The following is a 17,814-nucleotide window of genomic DNA, read 5'->3' as shown; positions in this document are numbered from 1 at the left end:
CCTTCCTCCAGGGGTGACCGGCGTCCGCGCGCGGGCGGATATACAGACTTAACCCCCGGGACGCAACCCGGGGCGAATTTTGGGATTAATGTCCTTGGCGGCCGACGGAATGGCCTCGGCTCTAATCGAAGAGGCTCGACACCGATTCTTCGCGCGAGGTGCGTCCGATCGCCTCGCCGATCAAGGGTGCGATCGATATGACCCGGATATTGCGGGCGACCTTCACCGCTTCGGTCGGCTGGATCGAATCGGTGATCACCAGCGATTTGAGCTTGGACGAGGTGATGCGCGCCACGGCGCCGCCCGACAGCACGCCATGAGTGATATAGGCAGCGACATCCTTGGCGCCCTGGGCGAGCAGGGCCTCGGCGGCGTTGCACAAAGTGCCGCCGGAATCGACGATGTCGTCGAGCAGGATGCAGGAATGGCCTTTGACATCGCCGATGATGTTCATGACTTCCGATTCACCCGGACGGTCGCGGCGTTTGTCGACGATGGCGAGCGGGGTGCCGATGCGCTTGGCGAGGGCCCGGGCGCGGACCACGCCGCCGACATCGGGCGACACGACGACGGTATTGCGCAGGTCGTAATGATCCTTGATGTCGCGCACCAGCACGGGGCCGGCGAAGAGATTGTCGGTCGGGATGTCGAAGAAGCCCTGGATCTGGCCGGCATGGAGGTCAAGCGTGAGAACGCGGTCGGCGCCGGCACGGGTAATGAGATTGGCGACGAGCTTGGCCGAAATCGGCGTGCGCGGACTGGATTTCCGATCCTGGCGGGCATAGCCGAAATAGGGGATGACGGCCGTGATGCGGTGGGCGGAGGAACGGCGCAGCGCATCGATGATGATGAGCAACTCCATCAGATGGTCGTTGGCCGGGAACGATGTCGACTGGACGACGAACACATCCTGGCCGCGCACATTCTCCTGGATCTCGACGAAGATCTCCATGTCGGCGAAACGCTTCACCACGGACTTCGCCTGCGGCAGGTTAAGATAAGAGGAAATGGCTTCGGCGAGCGGCCGATTGCTGTTTCCGCTGATGATCTTCATGTAAGGGCCGGCCCTCTTTGGGGAAGTGCTGTGCGGGCTCTATATCAACAGGGCGGGCTTGGTGCAAAGGGCCGCGCGCGGATTTTCATCAACAGTCCACAGGAGCCGGGAAGGACTTGAAATCGCGCCGGAATCCCGGGCGAGTGCGCAGAAATGCCGCGGCGCGGGACGCCACGAACCGAAATGTGGGGTGATCAGCGATATTGCGTCACCAGATCGGAGATTCCCCGAGCGGCCGCCTGGGCGGCGAAAACGGCATTGTTGCCAAAGCCCGCCGCGAGCGAGCCCGAAGGGACGCTGTTGGCCTGGCGGACGGTGCCCAGAGTCTTTCCATCCGGAGACTTGACCTCCCAGGCCAGGTCTACTTTCTGTGTTTTCCCTTCGACCGGACCGAGCTTGACGAGGCCGGCAATGATAAGCGCGTCGTGGCGCGGCTTGGACAGGACCGGCCAGCCGGCATCCTGCAAGGTCTCGCGCATCGCCTGGGTCAATTCGGCATTGCCCTTGCCCGGCGCGCCCTTGACGGGGATGACCGCGACGGCGGCGATCTCCTTGCGGTCTGCGGCATCGGACTTAGCCGGTTTTGCCGTAGCGGAAGCCGCCTTTTCGTCCGCGGGCTCGTTGTCGGCTGCATCGGCAAGGGACAGTTGCTTGTCGGATAGCGGCGCCGGTTCAGCGGTACCGGGAACCGGTGCCGGAGCCGCGCCAGCCACCGCGACGGTTGGCGCCGCGGGCGGCTGCATCGGTCCATTGAGGGTCTCGTAGTCGATCTCCTTGTCGGCATTCGGGCCAGCGCGGGCGTAGGTCTCGATCGGCGGCGGCAGGCCGCCGACCTCGGTCGCGTAGCCCAGCTGCGACAGCCGGCTCGACAGGCTTTCGGCCGTATAGGCGGCGACACGCTGGAGCACCGCGGGGGTGACCTGCGCCCAGGGATCGACTCCGGGCAGGCCCGGGGCCACTTCCTCGGCCGAGATCGTGTGCAGGACGGTGCCGTTGGGATCGGTCAGGGTCCAGTTATAGCCGAGCCGCACGGCCGACGTGTCCGGTATGATGTGGAAGTTGCCCCTAAGCGACAGAGTGCTGGCGTCGAGCCGGCTGTCGAGTATGGCCATGTCACGCTTGCCGGCAGAAATGGCCAACGCGTCCCGCAATTGCGGCAGCTTGGTGGCGGGGAGACCGGTCACCTCAGCCAAGGCGATAGGCGGCACGGTCTTGCCGCTGGGGCCGGGTGTGCCGCCCGATTTGGCAAAAGGCTGCGAGCCGCCGCCGCTGCAGGCGGCAAGCGTCAGGAGGCAGAATGCCAGAAAGGCAAAGAATGTCCCGTGCCGCAGGGAGCTAAGACTTATGGTGCGACCTTCGCCCATGGATCAGCGCAGAATCATCCCCAATGGATACTTCGACAACGGCTCAAGTTTAGCATGTCCGATGATGTAAGTCCTGCCCAGGCTGAAGGCATGGCCACTCTCGCTGTCCATCAGGATCATGTGCAGGAAGAAGACCTGGTTCGCGGCTAGTTCCGTCCGATTGCCGGTGAAGAACATCGGATAATCCATCCAGCTTGGCGTGAACTTGGCCCCCAGAGCATAACCGCAGGCATTGTAGCGATGCGCCCTCATGCCATGATCGTCCATCACGCGGGCATGCGCGTCGAAGACATCGCTGGCCACCTTGCCGGGCCGCAGTTCCGCCTCGCAGGCGGCAAGCGCGGCACGGCAGGCGGCATCCATCCTCTCATGCGCCTTGCCGGGCTTGCCGATGATGACGGTGCGCATGAGGGCAGCGTGATAATGGCGGTAGACGCCGGCGAATTCGAGAGTGAGCTGATCGCGCCTCGCCAGCCGGCGCCGGCCGGACTTGTAGCGGCTGAGCAGCGCGTCGGGGCCAGAGCCGATAATGAATTCATTGGCGGGATAATCGCCGCCGCCGGCGAAGATCGCCGCCTGCTGCGCGGCAAGGATGCGACCCTCGTCAGCGCCGGCGCGCGTCTCGGCAATGCCGGCCTCGAGCGCCAGGTCGGCGAGCTTGCCGGCCTTGCGCACATATTTGAGCTCGGCGTCCGATTTCACGAGCCGAAGGCGGTCGACGAGATTTGTCGCTTCGCTCAGCGTGCAGAAGCCTTTGAGCGCCGCGTCGACCGCCTTGCCGTTGAAATGGGTCAGGCCGTAGGAGTTGGTCTCGATCCCGAGGCGCTTGCCCTTGGCGCCGACGCTCGCCAGCAAGTCGCGCAGTTGCGTCGCGGGTTTGGCGCCGGCCTGGTCGGTCCAGATGCGTATGTCTTCGATTATGGAGGTGTGCTGTGCCTGACGCAGATCGGGGGCGCGGGTGAGAAGCGCCAGCTTTCCCTCGGCGCCCAGATACAGGCACTGGAAGAAGCAGAAGCCGAATGTGTCGTAGCCGGTGAGGTAATACATGCTCTCCTGCTGGAACATCAGGAGACCGTCAAGTCCTTCGGCTTCCAGCGCGCCGCGCGCCTTCGCGATGCGTGACTTGTATTCGCCTCTGTCGAAATGAAGAGCCATGTCGCTAATCCGCGTTCAAGACGATCGCCGAGATTTGCCGGCCATAGTCCTGCTCACGGCGATGGGTGGCGCGGCGATAGCTGTAGAACCGATCCTCGTCGGAATAGGTGCAGAGCCCTAGATCGACCACCTTGCCAATCCCCAGTCCGGTCATGCGCCGGGCGAGATAGCCGGGCAGATCGAACATGTGGTGGCGCGCCGTTCCGGACGAGGCGAAGAAATCGGCATTGTCCGCATCCTGGGCGAGGAAGGGCGCCGGGAATTCCGGGCCGACCTCGTAAGCGGGCTGCGAAATTGTCGGTCCGATGATCGCGGTGATGCGCCGGCGCCGTGCGCCAAGCTTCTCCATGGCGGCAATGGTCGCATCGCTGACGCCGGCGAGCGCGCCCTTCCAGCCGGCATGGGCAGCGCCGATGACGCCCGCTTCCGTATCAGCGAAAAGGAGTGGCGCGCAGTCGGCGGTGAGCACCGCGACCGCAAGGCCGCGTTTCGCGGTGACGATGGCATCGCCTTTGGGCGCTGCCAGCGGATCCCATGGCGCATCGGCGACGATCACGTCGGGGCTATGCCATTGCCACACGGTAAGCAGGTGACTCGCGGAAACACCGAGCGCATCACCCGCGGTCGCTCGGTTCCGGGCCACGGTCGGCTTGTCGTCGCCCGACCCGAAGCCGCAATTGAGGGAGGCGAAGAGACCCGCCGAGTGGCCGCCCTGGCGGGTGAAGAAGCCGTGGCGCAGGCCGGTCGAGGATTTGAGGTCGGAAGCTTCGATCATCGCGAACCAAAGGGATAAGGGGTGGAAAGTCCGGGCGAAGTGGCCGCCATGACCTTGAACAGGTTACCCATTTGATTGTCCCCGGCAAGCCGTTCGACGGCGCGGCCGATGACCTTGCGTTCATTGAGCTTGGCTCTCTGGCTAAGGAGGGAGGCGCGCGCTTCGAGTCCCATGCTCAGCAGGAACTGCCGCTGGGTGATGGGGCCATGCGTGACAGCGCCGCCTTGGGCAAGGGCGTTCCGCAGACTTTCGAAGTCGACGTGCGAGGTGAGATCGGCTTCGCCCGGGCGGTCGAGGATGCTGCAGAATTTGTGGCGGCGGACCGCCTGCAGCGTGTCGCCGAAGCCGGAAGCGACATGGCCGTAATCGATAATGAGCGCGGCCCCCGGCCCGGCGACGAAGCGAGCGCCAAGTTCCCGGGCGATGTCGTCACGCGAGGAGCCCATCTCAAGGATCGTTCCGTCGGCGGCCGGCGGCCGGTCGAGCTGTTGCGCCGCAAGTCCGACGACCATACCGCCATCGGCGCCGAGACCGACACGACGTTCCATCCATTGTCTATCGCGGGCCTCAAACTGGCGAATCGGCAGCGCGTCGAAGAACTCGTTGGCGATGACGATCGCCGGGCCCTCGGGGAGGGTCGCAATGCTCTCATGCCAGATGACTCCGGTACCGAGCCTATCGGCCTGCTGTTTGCGCAAGGCGGGGCTCGTCTCGACGAGATGGATGCGTGCGGCGTCGCGGAAGCCGGGCATGACATGGCTGGAACGTAGGATGTCGCTCATCAGCGTGCCGCGACCGGGACCGAGCTCGACGAGGTGAAAGGCTGCGGGGGCGCCCAGGGCCTGAAAGGCGGCGGCGGCCCAGATGCCAATGAGCTCACCGAAAATCTGCGAGATTTCCGGCGCGGTGATGAAGTCGCCCTCAGGGCCGAAGGGATCGCGCGACATGTAGTAGCCATGGACCGGATGGCCGAGGCAGAGCGCCATGTAGCGATCGAGCGGCATCGGCCCGTCCTCGCGGATCATCGCGATGATGAGAGTCTCGAGCGGTGTCGGCTTTCTCATGTCCGACGCGAGCGCACGAGCAGCCAGATGCCGATGGCGACCAGCGGCAGGGACAGGATCATGCCCATGGTGATGAAGCCGCAGAAGTACCCAAGCTGTGCGTCGGGCTCGCGGAAGAATTCCACGATGATGCGCGACAGGCCGTATCCCAGGGCGAAGAGGCCGGAAGCGCGGCCCGGATGACTCAGCGCCTGATAGCGATGCGTGGCAATGCGGATGACGAGGAAGAGCACCAGGCCCTCGAGGGCCGCCTCATAGAGCTGGCTTGGATGGCGCGGAACCTGGAGCGGATCATTCGGGAAGATCATCGTCCAGGGCGCACTGCCCGCCCGCCCGTAGAGCTCACCATTGATGAAATTGGCGAGCCGTCCGAGGCCCAGGCCAACCGGTGTGGCAGCGGCGCCGAGATCGAGAAGGCGATCGAGCGTCATGCCATGCTTCTTGCCAAAGGCGTACAGCGCCACGACCACGCCGAGAAATCCGCCATGGAAAGACATGCCGCCTTCCCACATGCGGAAGATGTCGAGCGGATTGGTGAGGAAGTGCAGCGGATTATAGAAAAGCACATAGCCGAGCCGGCCACCGAGGATCACGCCGAGCGCGATCCAGACAAAGAGGTCATCGATCTGGGACGGCGTGGCGGTCGGCTGGCGCCCAGCCCATAGTGCCTGGGTGCTTACGAGCCGCTTGGCATACCAGATGGCGAAGAGGAGGGCGGCGATATAGGCGAGCGCATACCAGCGCACGGCAAAAGGGCCGATGGAAAAGGCGACGGGGTCGATATTGGGGAATTCGAGCATGGCGGGTGAAACTGGCCGTCCGGCAGTGATTGGTCAAGCCACCCTTGAATTGCGCCTCGCTCACACTTAATTGAAGGGCCACAGGAGCGTGACCCATGACCACGACATCATCCCGGTTCTTCGATGAGCTCGCCAAGCTCGCGACCAATGCGGCCGGCGCCGCGCAAGGTGTGCGCCGCGAGATCGACACGCTGGTGAAGGCTCAGGTCGAGCGCGTGCTCAACGATGTGGGCGTCGTCAAGCGCGAGGACTTCGAGGTCGTGCGCGAAATGGCGCAAAAGGCGCGCGAGGAGAATGATCGCCTCAATGAGCGCATTGCGGTGCTCGAGGCGCGACTCGGCATTGAGCCGCCGACGGCCAGCTCCGCGAAGGAGCAATCCGGCGATAGCGCGGCCGCTGCTCACTAAAGCTATCTCGCATCGGTCTATCCGAAAACCGCGCACAATTCTCGGGCGGATGCCTCGAACGAGCGTCTATCAATGAAATCCGCTGTGGAGGAATCACCTCCATGGTTAATGCCATCTTGATGCGACTCAAACGCTTGGGCACGGTCTCCCAGGGACCGACGAGTTGATTCGTCACTGGGAAATAATGATGGCGAGCCTGCAATCGCTCTTTAAGGATACGTCCAACCCGCTCGACCGTGTCGAGCAGATCGCACATGGCCATGAATGGTTCATCGACCGGTCGGCGGAAGACGAAGTGAACATGATCGTCGCCGCCACCTGGGGCGACATGAGCATCTCGATCCATTGGCGCGAGGATTTCGAGAGCCTGCATATCGCCTGCAGCTACGACCTCAAGGTGCCGCCGCCGCGGCGCGAGGAAATCGGCCGGCTCCTGAATCTCGTCAATGAGCAGCTCTATTTCGGCCATTTCGATATCTGGCGGCAGGACGGCTCGGTCCTGTTGCGAAACAGCCTCATGCTGGCGGGTGGCGCTCATGCCACCGACGCGCAATGCGAGGCGCTTATCCGCGTCGCCATCGAGACCTGCGAGCGCTATTTCCCGTCGCTGCAATTCGTCATCTGGGCCGGCAAGAGCGCCGAGGAAGCGCTCGAGGCGAGCCTTCTCGACACGATGGGTGAGGCATGAGCATTTCCCTCACAGGCACACTGGTGCTGGTCGGCTGCGGCAAGATGGGCGGCGCCATGCTGGAAGGGTGGCTCAAGAGCGGCGTCAGGCCCGAGCAGGTGGTGGCGCTCGATCCGGCACCGCCCGCCGAGATCCTGGCGCTGCTTCAGAAGCATGGCATCCGGCACAATCCGGCGGTCGCGACGATCAAGGACGCCGAGGTCGTGCTCGTCGCGGTCAAGCCGCAGATCATGGAGGACGTGCTGCCGGGCGTCGCGTCGCTGAAGGCCTCACGACCGCTGGTCGTCTCGGTGGCGGCGGGCAAGACCATCGCTTCCTTCGCCCGCCATTTCGGCGCCGATGCCGCGATCATCCGCACCATCCCGAACACGCCGGCGGCGGTCGGGCGCGGCATCACCGCCATGGCGGCCAATGAGAATGTGTCTGCGGCCCAGATCGCGCTCGCCAGGGAATTGCTGTCGGCGATCGGCGAAGTGGTGACCGTCGACGACGAGGCGCTCATCGATGCGGTGACAGCGGTGTCGGGCTCGGGCCCGGCCTATGTCTTTTATCTCACCGAGTGCCTGGCGAAAGCGGGCGTCGCCATGGGCTTGCCGGAGGACATCGCGACGCAGCTGGCGCGCGCCACGGTCGCGGGCTCGGGTGAGCTCATGCGGGTGAGCGGGCTTCCGGCCGCAACGCTGCGGCAGAATGTGACCTCGCCCAAGGGCACCACCTATGCGGCCCTGCAGGTTCTGATGGCCGAGGACGGTCTTTCTCCCCTGATGGAGAAGGCCGTCGATGCGGCAACCCGCCGCTCGCGTGAATTGGCAAGCTGACGGCGGCCCAAGGCTCCGCTACACTCGCTTTATGAGCACTGAGACGCGCGATCTCATCGTCGACGCAGCCCTTCGCCTGGCGGCCGAGCGGCCGTGGCCGGAAATCACGCTCGGCGCCATCGCCGAGGCCGCGGGCGTGAGCCTCGCCGAGCTGGCGCGCCACGTATCCGGGAAGCCCGACATACTGGACGCCTTCGCGCGCCGCCTGGACAGCCAGCTTCTCAGCTCGCTTGCCGCCGATCCGGTCGAGGGCGACGCGCATGACCGGCTCTTCGACATCATGCTGCGCCGCTTCGAATTGCTGGCGCCTCACAAGTCGGCGATCGCCAGCATCGTGAAAGCGCCGGCTGATGGTCCAGTCGAATGGCTGGCGCTCCTGGCGTCGTCGCTGGTCACCCAGGGCTGGATGCTGGCAGCGGCGGATATAAAGCTCTCCGGTTTCAGAGGTGATGCGGCGCGGCTGGGGCTCGCCAAGATCGCCGCCGACACGCTGATGATATGGCTCAAGGATGACGATCAAGGACTCGCGCGCACCATGGCGGCGCTCGACCGCAAATTGCGCGACGGCGAGGCGCTGATGAAACGGCTTGAAACGCCGGTCGCCCTGTGCTCTGGCTTCGCCCGCGTCTTCCGCAGCTTCAGGGAAGAGCGGACAACCAAGACACAGGCCCATGACACAGCCGACTGACAAGCCAGCGCCGATCAGCTTCGACGATTTTCTCAAAGTCGATATCAGGGCAGGGACCATCATCGAGGTGGAGCCCTTTCCGGAAGCACGCAAGCCCGCCTTCAAGCTGAAGATCGATTTCGGCCCCGAGATCGGCGTAAAGAAATCCTCCGCTCAGATCACCAGACATTACAAACTCGATGAGCTGGTGGGGCGACAAGTCGCGGCGGTGATCAATTTCCCGCCACGGCAGATCGGTAAATTCATGTCGGAAGTTCTGACGCTGGGTTTCCCAGATGGCGATGGCGAGGTCGTGCTCGCGGCGATCGAACGCCCGGTACCGAATGGCGGCCGACTCTATTAAGTTTGGATTTTCATAGAATATTCCGTTGTCGCTAATGAGCGACAGAACGTCACGCAAGTGAGAGGAATCTTGTGTAGCCTAGCCGGCAGGATCATACTCCGCTTCAAAAGGAGAAAGCCATGACTGCATCCGCGCGGCGTACTCTTGGATTAAAGGCTCTCGTCGTCGATGACGAATTATCTGAGCAGAGCGCCGCCGGCAGTGCCGTGCGAGGCCTTGTAGCGGAACTCGAACGCAGGGATGTCGAGGTCGTCACCGCCACGGCCGCCGATGATGCCATTGCGATCATCCGCTCGGATCCCGCTTTGCAATGCATTCTTCTCGACTGGGATCTGGGTCCCGAAGGACACGATCTCTCGGCCTCTGTCGTCGAGGCTGTGCGTCAGCGTAACGCCACTATCCCGGTCTTTCTCCTCGCCGACCGCAGCGTCGCCTCGACCGTGCCGGCCAGCATCATGTCAAAGGTCAGTGATTTCGTCTGGATGCTCGAGGACACTGTCGATTTCGTCGGTGGGCGGATCGAGGCGGCGATCCTGCGCTATCGCGGCACCGTGCTGCCGCCGATGTTCGCCGCACTCGCCAAATTCGCGACGGTGCACGAATACTCCTGGCACACGCCAGGCCATACCGGGGGCACCGGCTTTCTCAAGTCACCGCCTGGGCGCGCCTTCTTCGAGTTCTTCGGGGAAAGGCTGCTGCGCTCCGATCTCTCGATCTCGGTGGGCGAGCTCGGCTCGCTTCTCGATCATTCGGGCCCCATCGGCGCCAGCGAGAAATACGCCGCGCGCGTGTTCGGCTCGCATCGCAGCTATCACGTCACCAACGGCTCATCGACCTCGAACCGGGTGATCCTGATGGCGAGCGTCAGCCGCGACCAGATCGCGCTGTGCGATCGCAATTGCCATAAATCGGCCGAGCACGCGATGACGATGTCGGGCGCGATCCCGACCTATCTCGTGCCGACGCGCAACCATTACGGCATCATCGGGCCAATCCCGCCGGAACGGCTCACCGCCGTCGCGATCCGGCAGGCCATCGATGCCAATCCGCTCACCGCCGGCCTGAAAGATCGGCAGCCGAAGCACGCCATCATCACCAATTCGACCTATGACGGCCTTTGCTACAATGTGACGCGGCTCGAGGAGTTGCTCGGCGCCAGTGTCGACCGCCTGCATTTCGACGAAGCGTGGTACGGCTATGCCCGCTTCAATCCGATCTATCGCGACCGGTTCGGCATGCATGGCGATCCGCGCGATCACACTGCCGACAAGCCCACGGTGTTCGCCACCCAGTCGACGCACAAGCTGCTGGCGGCACTGTCGCAAGCCTCCTTCATCCATGTGCGCGACGGAAGGCGCCCCATTCCGCACGGGCTCTTCAACGAGACGTTCATGATGCACGCCTCGACCTCGCCCTGCTATCCGATCATCGCGTCGAACGACGTCTCGGCGGCGATGATGGACGGGCCGGGCGGCCAGGCGCTGACCAGTGAATCGATCGAGGAAGCGGTGGCCTTCCGCCAGATGATCGCCCGGCTCAACAACGAGTTCGCCGACAAGGGCGAGTGGTTCTTCGATTGCTGGCAACCGCCTAAGGTGCGCGATCCCAAGACCGGCCGCACGAGCCTGTTCCACGAAGCTTCGGCCGAGGCGCTGACCACTGACCCGTCCTGCTGGGTGCTGAAGCCAGGCGAGCCGTGGCATGGTTTCGGTGAGATCGAGGACGGCTATTGCATGCTCGATCCGATCAAGGTTTCGATCGTGACGCCCGGTGTCGCACCGGGCGGCGGGCTGATACCGGTCGGCATTCCGGCCAGCGTCGTCACCGCCTATCTCGACGCGCGCGGAATCGTGGTGGAGAAGACGACCGATTTCACCATCCTGTTCCTGTTCTCGATCGGCGTCACCAAGGGCAAATGGGGTTCGCTGGTCAGCGCGTTGTGCGACTTCAAGCGCGACTACGACGCCAATCAGTCGCTCGAATTCACCATTCCCTCGCTCGTCGCCGATCATCCCGACCGCTATACGGGAATGGGGCTCAGGGACCTCGCCGACACGATGTTCCAGGCGATGGACCAGCTCAAGACCACGGCCAACATGGCGGCCGGATTCTCGGTCCTGCCGCGTCCGGATATGAGCCCGGTAAACGCCTATGAGCGACTGGTTCAGGGCGATGTCGAGCAGGTGACGCTCGCCGGACTCGCCGGCCGCACCGTCGCCACCGGCGTCGTGCCTTATCCGCCTGGAATTCCACTGCTGATGCCCGGCGAGAATGCCGGCGCCGCCGACGGGCCCCTGCTTGGCTATCTGAAGGCGCTGGAATCCTATGATCTGCGCTTTCCGGGCTTCACCCACGACACGCATGGGGTCGAGGTGGAGAATGGCGTTTACCGCATCTACTGTCTGCGCTGAGGCGGACTGACGAGAGGGGGCAGGGAATGAGCGTATCAAAATCCAAGATGAATGTCTGGCAGCTGACCATCCTGACAGCTGTCAACATGATCGGCTCCGGCATCATCCTGCTGCCGTCCAAGCTCGCCGAAGTCGGCACGATCTCGCTCTATTCCTGGCTCGTGACGGCCGGCGGCTCGCTCGCTCTCGCTTACGCCTTCGCGCGCTGCGGCACGCTCAGCCGCAAGCCGGGCGGCATGGGCGGCTATGCCGAATATGCCTTCGGCAAGGCCGGCAATTTCATGGCGAACTACACATACGGTGTGTCGCTGGTCATCGCCAATGTCGCCATCGCCATCACCGCGGTGGGTTATGGCATGGTGCTGTTCAATACCTCGCTCACGCCGCTGCAGACCTGCCTCTGGACGATCATCCTTCTCATCGTGACGACAGCCGCCAATTTCGGCGGCGCGCGCATCACCGGCCGTATCGGCGCGGTCACGGTGTGGGGCGTCATCGGGCCTGTGGTCGCCGTGGCGATCCTCGGCTGGTTCTGGTTCAGCGGCACCACCTGGACGGAGGCCTGGAACCCGCGCAATCTCGACTTCCTGCCCGCGGTCGGCAGCTCGATCTCGATCACGCTTTGGGCCTTTCTCGGTCTCGAATCGGCCTGCGCCAATGCCGATGCGGCGGAGAATCCGGAGCGCGACGTCCCGATCGCGGTGCTCGGCGGCACGATCGGCGCGGCGATCATCTACATCGTCTCGACCAATGTCATCGCGGGCATCATCCCCAATGCCCAGCTCGCCCAATCCAACGCGCCCTTCGGCCTCGTCTTCTCCACCATGTTCTCGCCGCTGGTCGGGCAGATCGTCACCACGGCCATGGTGATCGCCTGCATCGGTTCGCTGCTCGGCTGGCAGTTCACTGTGGCGCAGGTGTTCAAGAGCTCGGCCGATGTCGGCTATTTCCTGCCGATCTTCAAGATGGCGACCAAGTCCGGCACGCCGATCGTCGGCATGCTTGTCCTGCTCGTCGCACAGATCGCCTTGTCGCTGATGACGATCAGTCCACAACTGAGCAGCCAGTTCCAGAAGATCGTGGACTTCGCGGTGGTGACCAATCTGGTGCCCTATGTCATGTCGATGGCGGCCCTCATCACCATCCAGAAGATCGCGCGGGTGCCGGCCGGCCCCGCGCTGGTGACCAACATCATTGCCATGATCGCCACCGCCTACAGCTTCTACGCGCTCTACAGCTCGGGCGAGCAGGCGCTGATGCTCGGAGGCCTGTGCGTCTTTGCCGGCTGGACGCTGTTCGGCTTTGTCAGCGCGCGCTTCTACCAGGCCGAGGTCGATGCTGGCGTCAAGAACCCGGGACTATCACTCCAGGAGTGAGAGCATCGGCCCGAAAGGCCGTTGCCGGGTTCGGGCCGGCCAAATGATTCATCTCTGAAGTGTCTCGATAAAGTCGATCAGGCCTTCTATGCGTTCCTGCACGGTCGCATTGTCGCCTTCGACGCCGCCCATCCCCTGTTCGGCATCCAGCTTGAAAATCTGCCCCCAGACCGGCATCTCCCGGTCGACGTGAGTCTTGATATCTTCGCGACCATCAATGATGCGGCGCAGTCTCTCGCGCGGGAACACTCCCTTGTTGTGTGCCGTCAGGGTCGTCAGGTCCGGCGCCTCGACACCGAGGCCGAAGGCCTTCGAACCTCCGCCTCGTCCGTCTTCGCCGTGACAACCCGAACAGGAGAAGCCGAAGTCCGCTTCCGACGACAGCGTGGCGCCAGCGACTACAGTCGTCCCAATGGAATACGAAAGGAGCAAAGTGGACAGAACCGCAAGGCAGTTTCTGTGAGAGAAAGCCGACATCCAAAACCTCTTCGCGGTGCCCGCCATTCAAGTGTTCGGGCACCCGCCTTTTCGTTTAACGGACTCCGTCCCCCAGGTCTTTGACCGAAATCAATCTTCCTCTGTGGATGCGCCAGGCGCGTCAGCCATTGACGAGCTTCAAGCCCTCGTCGGTGTAGCGTTTGCCGGCTACGGCCTCCTTTGGCACGGCCGCCGCGATCATGGCGAGCTCCTTGGCCGTCAGCACGACATCGACCGCCGCGGCGTTGTCCTCAAGGTGATTGATCTTACGGACGCCCGGGATCGGCACGATGAAATCGCCCTGATGCAGCACCCAGGCGAGTACCAGCTGCGCGGGCGTGATCTTCTTGCCGGCGGCGATGCTTTCGAGCGTTTCGACGAAAGCGAGATTGGCCTTGATGGCATCGGCCTGGAAGCGTGGCTGCGTGCGACGCCAGTCATTGTCGGCCAATTGCTCGACCGAGCGGATGGCGCCGGCGAGAAAGCCGCGCCCCAACGGGCTATAGGGCACGAAACCGATGCCGAGCTCGCGACAGGCGGGCAACACCTCCGCCTCCGGATCGCGCGTCCATAGCGAATACTCGCTCTGCACCGCGGCAATAGGGTGTACCTTGTGCGCCCGGCGGATGGTCGCCGCACTTGCCTCCGATAGCCCGATAGCCTTCACCTTGCCCTGCCTCACGAGGTCGGCCATCGCCCCGACCGTGTCCTCGATCGGCACATTGGGATCGACACGGTGCTGGTAGTAAAGATCGATCTGGTCGATCCCCAGCCGCTTGAGCGAGGCCTCGGCCACTTCCTTCACATGCTCGGGCCGGCTGTCGACACCGGTGATCGGCGATGAGCCCGCGCCGGCCGCCCCGAAGGTGAAGCCGAATTTCGTCGCGATCACCACTTTGTCGCGCATGTCCTTCAGGGCCTTACCGACAAGGACCTCGTTCTCGAACGGCCCGTAGGCTTCCGCGGTGTCGAAGAAGGTGACACCGAGTTCGACGGCGCGCCGCAAGGTCGCGATGGATTTCGCCTCTTCCTGGCCGCCATAGGCATAACTCATGCCCATGCAGCCGAGGCCGATGGCGGAAACGGTGAGCTTACCGAGCGTGCGGTGTTTCATGGGATTCTCCTTTTCTCGAAATGGCGGGCGAGGCGTGGACGATACTCGATCTCGCGCAGGAGTTTCAGGCGCATCGTTTCGGCGAAATCCTCATAGTCCCTGACCGCCATCACGAAGCTTTCGGGCCCCGCCTGGACATTGCGACGATAGTAATCGGCAAGATCGCCGACTTCGTTCTGGATCGCGAGGCCGTTGATCACGACACCGCGGCTCAAGGCCATTGCGCGCGCCTGGTCGACGAGGACCGTATATTCGCGCGCCACCGACTCGCGCCCGTCACCCGACACGTCGACAACGGCGCGTTGGGACACGATGTCATTACCGTCGATGGCGCGCAGCGCGGCGGCGATCCCTTCGCCGATCGCCGTCGCGCCGCTCTGTCGGCGCGGGAAGGACTCGACCGTGACGGCGAAGCGCTCGGCGTCCTCATCGGACGCGATGACGAACCAGCCGGTCGTGTCCTTGGGGACCTGCGGTTCCGCCCAGACGAGCAGATCGACGGCGATACTCTTCGTGGGGCCGGAGCGAATTGCCCGACGCACCGCGGCGTCGCGAAAACTTCGTGCGATGCCCTTGAGCTGCAGCGCATATTCCCGGTCGTCGACGCTGCCCGAGGCATCGACGGCCAGAACGATTTCGAGGTCGGTGGTCATGCCACAGGCTGCGTCCGCGAAGGGAAGGCTCGCGGCGAATAGCAATACGGCCAGCAGGTGACGCATGGTGCGCCAAGTGTACAGACCCTCAACGGGGTTGAGAACTTCTCACCGCCGAAATTTTGCCGCGCCGTTGCGGCAGAAGGTGGCATTGGCTACAAAGTCTCGAAATATCCCCGTCCTTTCAAGGAAATCCCATGCGCAGTCAGGCTCGTGTTGTCGTCATCGGCGGCGGTGTCGTCGGGGCGTCGGTGCTCTATCACCTCACCAAGCGGGGTTGGAAAGATGTCGTGCTGATCGAGCGCGACGAGCTTACGTCGGGATCGACCTGGCACGCGGCGGGCGGTTTCCACACGTTGAACGGCGATCCCAATGTGGCGAAGCTGCAGGAATATACGATCAATCTTTACAAGGAGATCGAGCAGATATCGGGCCAGGCGACCGGCGTCCATCTGACCGGCGGCGTCATGCTGGTTTCCAACCGCGACCGCTGGGACTGGCTCAAGATGGCGCATGCGCGCAATCGCTACCTGGGCGTGCCGACCGAACTGATCCCGGTGAAAGAGGCGAAGAAGCACTGGCCGCTGTTGGACGAGAAGCAGTTCATCGGCGCCATGTTCCATCCACTCGAAGGCCATCTCGATCCCTCCGGCACGACGCATGCCTATGCCAAGGCGGCGCGCATCCAGGGCGCCGAAGTCATCCGCAAAACCAGAGTCACCGATACGGTGCAGCGCCGGGACGGCACCTGGGACGTCGTCACCCAGGGGGGCACCATCCAGGCCGAACATGTCGTCAATGCCGGCGGCCTGTGGGCGCGTGAGGTCGGCCGCTTCGTCGGCCTCGAATTGCCGATCCTCGCGATGGCGCATCAGTATCTCATCACGGAAGAGATCCCTGAAGTCGTCGCCTTCAACAAAGAGACCGGCCGCGAGATGCTGCATTGCATCGATTTCGACGGCGAGCTTTATATGCGGCAGGAACGCTCGGGCGCGCTGGTCGGGACCTACGAGCCGAACGGACGGCCGTGGTCGCCGAAAGCGGCGCCATGGGACTTCTCGACCGAACTCCTGCCACCCGATCTCGATCATATCTCCGAGAATCTCGAGCGCGCTTTCCAGCATCATCCGGCACTCGCCAAGGCCGGCATCAAGAATGTCATCCACGGGCCCTTCACTTTCGCGCCGGACGGCAATCCGCTGGTCGGCCCGATCCGTGGCCTGCACAATTATTGGGTGGCTTGCGGGGTGATGGCGGGCTTCAGCCAGGGCGGCGGTGTCGGTCTCGCTCTTTCGAACTGGATCGTCGACGGCGATCCGGGCTTCGACATCTGGGCGATGGATGTGGCGCGCTACGGCTCGTGGGCGAACATGTCCTATACTTCGAAGAAGGTGATCGAGAATTACGGTCGACGCTTCCGCATCACCTTCCCGAATGAAGAACTGCCAGCGGCGCGGCCCTTGCGCACCAGCCCGCTCTATGACCGGTTCAAGGCCATGGGCGCCTTCTTCGGCGCGAGCTACGGGCTCGAACAGGCGCTGTGGTTCGCGCCCAAAGGCAAGAAGCCTATGGAGAAGATCACCTTCCGCCGTTCCAACGCCTTCCCGATCATCGGCGAGGAGTGCCGCGCAGTGCGCGAGCGCGTCGGGGTGATCGAGATCACCGGCTATGCCAAATATGAGATCACCGGGACGGAGGCAGAGAGCTGGCTGTCGCATCTCCTCGCCAACCGCATTCCCGCAAAAGGCCATCTGGCGCTGACGCCGATGCTCAACGAGGCGGGCAAGCTCATCGGCGACTTCACCGTCGCCAAAGCGGATGACGAACGCTTCTACATCTTCGGTTCGGGGCCGGCCGAGAACTACCATATGCGCTGGTTCGAGGCGCGGCTGCCGAAGGACGGCAGCGTCGTGGTGCGCCCGCTCACCGTGGAGCTCACGGGGCTTTCGATCGCCGGTCCACGCGCCCGCGCGCTTCTGGCGAAGCTCACCGATGCGGATGTCTCCAACGCGACGCTGCCCTTCATGGCCTTCCGCGAGATGGATCTGGGCCTCGTGCCGGCCAAGGTGGGACGCGTCTCCTTCACCGGCGATCTCGGCTACGAAATCTGGGTGCGCTCGGACTATCTCGCCGCTCTGCATGACATGATCGTCGAGGCCGGGCGTGAGCTCGGGCTTGCCCATTTCGGTGGCCGGGCTCTGATGTCGCTCCGGCTCGAGAAGTCCTGGGGCACCTGGGCGCGCGAGTACCGCCCCATTTATGGCCTGCTCGAGGCTGGGCTCGGACGCTTCGTCTCCTTCAAGAAGAACGACTTCATTGGCCGCGACGCCGCGCTGCGCGAAAAGGATACGGGCGGCAAGCTCAGGCTCATCACCTTCACCGTCGAGACCAAGGATGTCGATGTCATCGGCGACGAGCCGATCTGGCACAAGGGCGAAGTGGTGGGATGGATCACATCCGGCGGCTATGCCCATTATGTCGGCCGGTCGGTGGCGCTCGGCTATGTGCCGAAGGAAGTTGCCGGTGAGGAAGAAGGCTTCGAAATCGAGATCATCGGCAAGCGCCACAAGGCCAGGCCGCAGCGCGAGCCGCTGTTCGATCCCAAGGGCGAGCATATGAGGAGATGA

General features: G+C 63.6%; 17 protein-coding genes. 8 read left to right on the top strand and 9 right to left on the bottom strand.

Going from position 1 to position 17,814, the window contains the following annotated elements:
- Nucleotides 1-121: 121 nt before the first annotated feature.
- The 6 genes from G5V57_RS01130 to lgt all read right to left on the bottom strand — a co-directional run bounded on the left by G5V57_RS01130 (nucleotide 122) and on the right by lgt (nucleotide 6,212).
- Nucleotides 122-1,054 (bottom strand): ribose-phosphate pyrophosphokinase, encoded by a 933-nt coding sequence (locus tag G5V57_RS01130; protein ID WP_165165805.1) that lies wholly within the window; start codon nucleotides 1,052-1,054, stop codon nucleotides 122-124.
- Between the two features lie 194 nt (nucleotides 1,055-1,248).
- Nucleotides 1,249-2,418, bottom strand: a complete 1,170-nt coding sequence (locus tag G5V57_RS01125) for a hypothetical protein (protein ID WP_165165804.1) — start codon at nucleotides 2,416-2,418, stop codon at nucleotides 1,249-1,251.
- 3 nt (nucleotides 2,419-2,421) lie between these two features.
- Complete coding sequence (locus G5V57_RS01120; protein ID WP_165165803.1) at nucleotides 2,422-3,573, bottom strand: Xaa-Pro peptidase family protein; 1,152 nt, start codon at nucleotides 3,571-3,573, stop codon at nucleotides 2,422-2,424.
- Between the two features lie 4 nt (nucleotides 3,574-3,577).
- Nucleotides 3,578-4,348 (bottom strand): peptidoglycan editing factor PgeF, encoded by a 771-nt coding sequence (pgeF, locus tag G5V57_RS01115; protein ID WP_165165802.1) that lies wholly within the window; start codon nucleotides 4,346-4,348, stop codon nucleotides 3,578-3,580.
- Nucleotides 4,345-5,412 carry a class I SAM-dependent methyltransferase gene (locus tag G5V57_RS01110; RefSeq protein ID WP_206530165.1) on the bottom strand — a complete coding sequence of 356 codons (1,068 nt, stop codon included), beginning with the start codon at nucleotides 5,410-5,412 and terminating at the stop codon, nucleotides 4,345-4,347. Before G5V57_RS01110 ends, pgeF begins: the two co-directional genes overlap by 4 nt.
- The gene (lgt, locus tag G5V57_RS01105) at nucleotides 5,409-6,212 is read right to left on the bottom strand and encodes a prolipoprotein diacylglyceryl transferase (RefSeq protein WP_165165801.1); all 804 of its coding nucleotides are present in this window, start codon (nucleotides 6,210-6,212) and stop codon (nucleotides 5,409-5,411) included. Before lgt ends, G5V57_RS01110 begins: the two co-directional genes overlap by 4 nt.
- 95 nt (nucleotides 6,213-6,307) lie before the next feature.
- Between lgt and G5V57_RS01100 the strand changes: the two genes are divergently transcribed.
- From G5V57_RS01100 to potE, 7 genes are all read left to right on the top strand, one after another.
- Complete coding sequence (locus tag G5V57_RS01100) at nucleotides 6,308-6,619, top strand: accessory factor UbiK family protein (protein WP_165165800.1); 312 nt, start codon at nucleotides 6,308-6,310, stop codon at nucleotides 6,617-6,619.
- 184 nt (nucleotides 6,620-6,803) lie between these two features.
- On the top strand, nucleotides 6,804-7,307 hold the full coding sequence (locus G5V57_RS01095) for a YbjN domain-containing protein (protein WP_371744706.1): 504 nt from the start codon (nucleotides 6,804-6,806) through the stop codon (nucleotides 7,305-7,307).
- Nucleotides 7,304-8,125, top strand: coding sequence for a pyrroline-5-carboxylate reductase (proC, locus tag G5V57_RS01090; RefSeq protein WP_165165799.1), 822 nt, complete (start codon nucleotides 7,304-7,306; stop codon nucleotides 8,123-8,125). The genes G5V57_RS01095 and proC overlap by 4 nt, the downstream gene beginning before the upstream one ends.
- A 31-nt stretch (nucleotides 8,126-8,156) precedes the next feature.
- Nucleotides 8,157-8,813 (top strand): TetR/AcrR family transcriptional regulator, encoded by a 657-nt coding sequence (locus tag G5V57_RS01085; RefSeq protein WP_165165798.1) that lies wholly within the window; start codon nucleotides 8,157-8,159, stop codon nucleotides 8,811-8,813.
- Entirely contained in the window at nucleotides 8,797-9,156 is a 360-nt protein-coding gene (locus G5V57_RS01080; protein WP_165165797.1) for a tRNA-binding protein, read from the top strand. The genes G5V57_RS01085 and G5V57_RS01080 overlap by 17 nt, the downstream gene beginning before the upstream one ends.
- Nucleotides 9,157-9,275: 119 nt before the next feature.
- Complete coding sequence (locus G5V57_RS01075; RefSeq protein ID WP_165165796.1) at nucleotides 9,276-11,567, top strand: Orn/Lys/Arg decarboxylase N-terminal domain-containing protein; 2,292 nt, start codon at nucleotides 9,276-9,278, stop codon at nucleotides 11,565-11,567.
- 26 nt (nucleotides 11,568-11,593) lie between these two features.
- Nucleotides 11,594-12,943 (top strand): putrescine-ornithine antiporter, encoded by a 1,350-nt coding sequence (potE, locus tag G5V57_RS01070; RefSeq protein ID WP_165165795.1) that lies wholly within the window; start codon nucleotides 11,594-11,596, stop codon nucleotides 12,941-12,943.
- 48 nt (nucleotides 12,944-12,991) lie between these two features.
- Here potE and G5V57_RS01065 read toward each other — a convergent pair whose 3' ends face one another.
- The 3 genes from G5V57_RS01065 to G5V57_RS01055 form a co-directional block, all read right to left on the bottom strand.
- Nucleotides 12,992-13,420: a c-type cytochrome gene (locus tag G5V57_RS01065; protein ID WP_165165794.1), complete on the bottom strand. Its 429-nt coding sequence runs from the start codon at nucleotides 13,418-13,420 to the stop codon at nucleotides 12,992-12,994.
- Between the two features lie 121 nt (nucleotides 13,421-13,541).
- Nucleotides 13,542-14,534 carry an aldo/keto reductase gene (locus G5V57_RS01060; RefSeq protein WP_165165793.1) on the bottom strand — a complete coding sequence of 331 codons (993 nt, stop codon included), beginning with the start codon at nucleotides 14,532-14,534 and terminating at the stop codon, nucleotides 13,542-13,544.
- Nucleotides 14,531-15,187 carry a DUF1194 domain-containing protein gene (locus G5V57_RS01055; protein ID WP_165165792.1) on the bottom strand — a complete coding sequence of 219 codons (657 nt, stop codon included), beginning with the start codon at nucleotides 15,185-15,187 and terminating at the stop codon, nucleotides 14,531-14,533. The genes G5V57_RS01060 and G5V57_RS01055 overlap by 4 nt, the downstream gene beginning before the upstream one ends.
- Before the next feature lie 197 nt (nucleotides 15,188-15,384).
- Between G5V57_RS01055 and G5V57_RS01050 the strand changes: the two genes are divergently transcribed.
- Entirely contained in the window at nucleotides 15,385-17,814 is a 2,430-nt protein-coding gene (locus tag G5V57_RS01050) for an FAD-dependent oxidoreductase (RefSeq protein ID WP_165165791.1), read from the top strand.

Origin of the sequence: Nordella sp. HKS 07 (assembly GCF_011046735.1) — a bacterium.
Classification (GTDB): Bacteria; Pseudomonadota; Alphaproteobacteria; order Rhizobiales; family Aestuariivirgaceae; genus Taklimakanibacter.
This window is presented reverse-complemented; position numbering and strand designations above follow the sequence as displayed.

Bases quoted from the DNA above. Each gene is read 5' to 3' on its own strand.
- G5V57_RS01130 (WP_165165805.1), bottom strand. From the start codon at position 1,054: ATGAAGATCATCAGCGGAAACAGCAATCGGCCGCTCGCCGAAGCCATT.
- G5V57_RS01125 (WP_165165804.1), bottom strand. From the start codon at position 2,418: ATGGGCGAAGGTCGCACCATAAGTCTTAGCTCCCTGCGGCACGGGACA.
- G5V57_RS01120 (WP_165165803.1), bottom strand. From the start codon at position 3,573: ATGGCTCTTCATTTCGACAGAGGCGAATACAAGTCACGCATCGCGAAG.
- pgeF (WP_165165802.1), bottom strand. From the start codon at position 4,348: ATGATCGAAGCTTCCGACCTCAAATCCTCGACCGGCCTGCGCCACGGC.
- G5V57_RS01110 (WP_206530165.1), bottom strand. From the start codon at position 5,412: ATGAGAAAGCCGACACCGCTCGAGACTCTCATCATCGCGATGATCCGC.
- lgt (WP_165165801.1), bottom strand. From the start codon at position 6,212: ATGCTCGAATTCCCCAATATCGACCCCGTCGCCTTTTCCATCGGCCCT.
- G5V57_RS01100 (WP_165165800.1), top strand. From the start codon at position 6,308: ATGACCACGACATCATCCCGGTTCTTCGATGAGCTCGCCAAGCTCGCG.
- G5V57_RS01095 (WP_371744706.1), top strand. From the start codon at position 6,804: ATGATGGCGAGCCTGCAATCGCTCTTTAAGGATACGTCCAACCCGCTC.
- proC (WP_165165799.1), top strand. From the start codon at position 7,304: ATGAGCATTTCCCTCACAGGCACACTGGTGCTGGTCGGCTGCGGCAAG.
- G5V57_RS01085 (WP_165165798.1), top strand. From the start codon at position 8,157: ATGAGCACTGAGACGCGCGATCTCATCGTCGACGCAGCCCTTCGCCTG.
- G5V57_RS01080 (WP_165165797.1), top strand. From the start codon at position 8,797: ATGACACAGCCGACTGACAAGCCAGCGCCGATCAGCTTCGACGATTTT.
- G5V57_RS01075 (WP_165165796.1), top strand. From the start codon at position 9,276: ATGACTGCATCCGCGCGGCGTACTCTTGGATTAAAGGCTCTCGTCGTC.
- potE (WP_165165795.1), top strand. From the start codon at position 11,594: ATGAGCGTATCAAAATCCAAGATGAATGTCTGGCAGCTGACCATCCTG.
- G5V57_RS01065 (WP_165165794.1), bottom strand. From the start codon at position 13,420: ATGTCGGCTTTCTCTCACAGAAACTGCCTTGCGGTTCTGTCCACTTTG.
- G5V57_RS01060 (WP_165165793.1), bottom strand. From the start codon at position 14,534: ATGAAACACCGCACGCTCGGTAAGCTCACCGTTTCCGCCATCGGCCTC.
- G5V57_RS01055 (WP_165165792.1), bottom strand. From the start codon at position 15,187: ATGACCACCGACCTCGAAATCGTTCTGGCCGTCGATGCCTCGGGCAGC.
- G5V57_RS01050 (WP_165165791.1), top strand. From the start codon at position 15,385: ATGCGCAGTCAGGCTCGTGTTGTCGTCATCGGCGGCGGTGTCGTCGGG.